The organism is Rhodococcus chondri, assembly GCF_036327435.1.
GTDB classification, from domain to species: Bacteria; Actinomycetota; Actinomycetes; order Mycobacteriales; family Mycobacteriaceae; genus Rhodococcus; species Rhodococcus chondri.
In genome coordinates this window covers 1-2,248 of the sequence record NZ_JAUZMZ010000330.1, presented here as the reverse complement: position 1 = coordinate 2,248, position 2,248 = coordinate 1, and the positions used below count along the sequence as shown (strand labels likewise).

At 67.8% G+C, this 2,248-nt stretch carries 4 protein-coding genes; 1 reads left to right on the top strand and 3 read right to left on the bottom strand.

Annotation, left to right across the window (positions count from 1 at the left end; genetic code table 11):
• The 3 genes from Q8814_RS25820 to Q8814_RS26605 form a co-directional block, all read right to left on the bottom strand.
• A partial coding sequence (locus Q8814_RS25820) for an acyl-CoA dehydrogenase family protein (RefSeq protein WP_330154781.1) occupies positions 1 to 342 on the bottom strand: 342 nt, incomplete at its 3' end.
• A 94-nt stretch (positions 343 to 436) separates the two neighbouring features.
• On the bottom strand, positions 437 to 1,600 hold the full coding sequence (locus Q8814_RS25815; protein ID WP_330154780.1) for a steroid 3-ketoacyl-CoA thiolase: 1,164 nt from the start codon (positions 1,598 to 1,600) through the stop codon (positions 437 to 439).
• A gap of 141 nt (positions 1,601 to 1,741) precedes the next feature.
• Entirely contained in the window at positions 1,742 to 2,008 is a 267-nt protein-coding gene (locus Q8814_RS26605; protein ID WP_408015989.1) for an AMP-binding enzyme, read from the bottom strand.
• A 32-nt stretch (positions 2,009 to 2,040) separates the two neighbouring features.
• Here Q8814_RS26605 and Q8814_RS26600 point away from each other — a divergent pair.
• Positions 2,041 to 2,248, top strand: a 208-nt coding sequence (locus Q8814_RS26600; RefSeq protein ID WP_408015988.1) for a hypothetical protein, incomplete at its 3' end; no start/stop codon positions are given.

The following is a 2,248-nucleotide window of genomic DNA, read 5'->3' as shown; positions in this document are numbered from 1 at the left end:
CAGCGAGCCGTCGGCCAGGGCGGCGAGTTCTCCGGTGCGCCCGGCTTCGTGCAGGACGGCCGAAACCACCACGGTCGGCAGCAGGGGGCCGGGCACCATCGCGCGGCCGAGTTCCTCGACGACGATTGCGGTTTCGAGCAGGGTGAAGCCGGCACCGCCGACCTCCTCCGGAAGGTGCAGGCCCAGCATGCCGAGTTCCGCGAGCGAACCCCAGTACTGCGGGCGGGTCTCGGCTTTCGCTTCGACGGCAGCGCGGATCACTTCGGGTGTGGCATGGCGCCCGGCCCAGCCGCGCACCGAATCGCGCAGTCCGCGATCCTCGTCACTCAAGCCCAGAGTCATGAACGAATCCTTTGTTGGAAGAAGTTGGGGGAGATCGTCTGTGCGAATGAGCGATCCGGCCACACAGCGCGCGGGCGGGTCGTCGGATTCGACGTCAGATGCGCTCGATGATGGTGGCGGTCGACAGCGCGCCGCCCGCGCACATGGTGATCAGCGCCGTGGAGCGGTCCGAGCGCTCGAGTTCGTGCAGGGCGCTGGTGATCAGGCGTGATCCGGTCGAGCCGACCGGATGGCCGAGCGCGATGGCGCCGCCGTTGACGTTGACCTTGCTCATGTCGGCCTTGTGGACCTGTGCCCACGACAGCACCACGGAAGCGAAGGCCTCGTTGATCTCGACGATATCGATGTCCGACAGTGACATTCCGGTGCGGTCGAGCACGCCCTGGGTGGACTCGATCGGACCGTCGAGGTGGTAGTACGGGTCGGACCCGATCAGGGTGGACGCGAGGATCCGGGCGCGGGGCCGCAGACCTGCTGCGTGGGCCTTCTCCTCGCTCATGAGGAGGACCGCTGCGGCGCCGTCGCTGACCTGCGACGAGTTGCCGGCGGTATGGATTCCGCCCTCGATCACCGGCTTCAGCCCGGCCAGTCCCTCGGCGGTCGTCTCGCGCAGACCACCGTCGCGGGTGACGGTCGCGACCTCACCGGTCGCTTCGCCCTCCTTGGTGACGACCGGTGCCTCGACCGGAACGATCTCGCGGTCGAAGCGGCCCTCTGCCCAGGCGACTGCGGCGCGACGCTGCGACTCGAGTCCGAGCGAGTCGACGTCGCCGCGCTTGATGCCGCGCTTGGCGGCGATCCGCTCGGCGGAGGTGAACTGATCACCCATGTCGATGCTCCAGTCCGCCGGGTAGGGGTTTCCCGTGCCGGGAGTATTGGCCTGACCGAGGAACACTCGGCTCATCACCTCGACACCGCAACCGATGCCGGCGTCGATCTGTCCCGACGCGATGAGTCCCGCGACCATGTGGACGGCCTGCTGGGAGGAACCGCATGCGCAGTCGATGGTGGTGGCGCCGGTCGAGTACGGCAGCCCGGCATGCAGCCACGCCTGCCGGGTGACGTTGTTGGATTGCTCCCCGGCCTGGGTGACGGCACCACCGACGAGCTGTCCGATCTGGTCTGCGGGCAGCCCGGTGCGGTCGAGAACCGCCTTCTGGGCGGCGCCGAGGAGCACTGCGGGGTGCACCCCTGCCAACTGTCCGCGGCGGCGACCGATCGGGGTCCGTGCGGCCTCGACGATGACGACGTTGCTCATGCGTTCTCCCTGATTTGCGATAATAATGAAATGAATTCTAGTTCTGGAGGTAGGAGGTGTCCCGACCGGTCCCACCGAGCGGGAACTCGTCTCGCCGAAAGACGGCCGACGACTTACGGGCGTGAGCGAGGTTACCGGCGTCTACTCCGTGGACTCGAGGGTCGCCTTGGCCCAGCGGTAATCGGCCTTGTCCGCGGGGGACCGGACGATGGTGTCGACGCCCACGAGCACCCGCGGCGCCTTGTAGCGGGCGACCCGGGTGGTGACGTGTTCGATCAGTTCGTCGAGGTCGGGCACCGCGTGGCCTTCTCTCGGCTGTACGACGGCGCCGACCCGCTGGCCGTAGAGTTCGTCGTCGACACCGGCGACCAGCACGTCCATCACGGCGGGGTGGCCCTTGATGGCCATCCACCTCTTCCGGGTACACCTTCTCGCCGCCGGTGTTGATGCACATCGAGCCCCGGCCCAGCAGCACGATCGTGCCGCTCGTCGACGACCCTGACGGTCGGCTTGGCGCCGATTCGCATCAAGCCGTCCGCGCCGATCTCGAGGTTGCCGTCCATGCCGGACTCGGACGAGCCGAACCCGTCGCGGATCGTCAATTGCGGCAGGTGGGCGATCAGTTGCTCGCGTATCCCCTTGGAGAAC